This window comes from Pseudomonas sp. 05N434, from assembly GCF_056396965.1.
The window spans coordinates 1-1,267 of sequence record NZ_JBFTMK010000875.1 but is presented as its reverse complement, the minus strand read 5'-3'; the positions used below and the strand labels follow the sequence as shown (position 1 = coordinate 1,267).

1 protein-coding gene and 1 pseudogene are annotated in these 1,267 nt (G+C 56.9%); both read right to left on the bottom strand.

Annotated features, from left to right (window positions below; all coding sequences use genetic code 11):
• Nucleotides 1-658: pseudogene (locus tag AC1DLB_RS30320) on the bottom strand (glycosyl transferase family 51); the annotation flags it as partial.
• Nucleotides 659-959: 301 nt separating this feature from the next.
• Nucleotides 960-1,267 (bottom strand): REP-associated tyrosine transposase (locus AC1DLB_RS30315; protein WP_477786319.1); only part of this gene is annotated, 308 nt, incomplete at its 5' end.

The window sequence follows — 1,267 nt, the reverse complement described above, 5'->3', positions numbered from 1 at the left end:
GGCGCAACAGCTTGGCTACCTGGGACCACGCCGCCATGCCGAACCGTGGCCAGTCCACGGCGGGGTTGGCCAGGGGCTGGTGCGGATCGAGCAGAAAGCGGTTTTCGATGAACAGCAAGCTGTTGACCACCACCGGCGGGATCGCGGCAAAGCTTGAATAGAGCTGTTGTGGATACTTGAACTGATACAGCGGGGCCGCACGGCAATCGGTGATTGACAGCCCGGCCTGGATTTTCTCGGTATAGGGAATGAAAAAGCCCTTGTCGCTGTACTTCATCAGCGCAGGCGAAAAGCGGGTTTGCGCCGCTATCACGTAATCGCGTTTGAGCAGGCGCGGCAGAAATTCATCCAGGGAGCTGTAGCCCAGACGCTGATCGAACGGGCCTTCGCCAGGGTAGCGAATCGCGTCGCTGGGGCCGGGTTGCAGTTCGTATTTCAGCGAGGCGGCATATTTGCTGATTTCCCGGGCCTGGAACTTGGAGGTGCGCATTTCCTTGGCCGCGGCCAGGCCCAGGACAATCAGGATAATCAGCAGCAGCAACCAGAACGCCCCCCAGCCGTGCCGTGAGCGACGGGGTTTTTCAGGTAAAGGCGCTTCATCCACACGTTCAGTCGGAACCACAGTGTCACTCGAATCGGTTTGCCACAAAGCGCCCATAGTCGACTGATCCATTCACGCAGATTGATCGGACTTGTTTGAAGCTTAGACGGTGGTTGGCGTTGGTGAAAAAATTGTGAACAACCAAATATCAGATGCGCACGATTACCTGTGGAGAAGGGCTGTTGTGGCCAGGGAGCTTGCCTGTGGCGAGGGGGCTTGCCCCCGTTGGACTGCGCAGCGGTCCCAAAAACCAGCAACACCGGATTTTTTCAGACACACCGCATGTACAGGATTCACGACTGCTGCGCAGCCGAGCGGGAGCAAGCTCCCTCGCCACAGGGTTATGGTGCTGCTGGGTTCATAGCCAACAGGCATCCCATAGTGGGTAATCGCCAATTTTATTGACCAACCCTGCGCGCAATGGATTGGCAACAATGTAACGAGCGAATGGCAGGAGTCCTTCTCCATCGCGGATTGCCCGGTCGTGGTAGCCGCTTTGCCAAAAAGCCCCTTCATTGTTTGACGCTCGGTTGATGGAGAGTGTGCTGCGAGATTTGGTGGCTTGCATGAGTTGCGCCAGGGAGTGTTGTTCGAGTTGTACCAACCAATGGAAGTGATCTGGCATGACGACCCACGCTATTGAGTTGACCCACTTCTGGTCGTGGG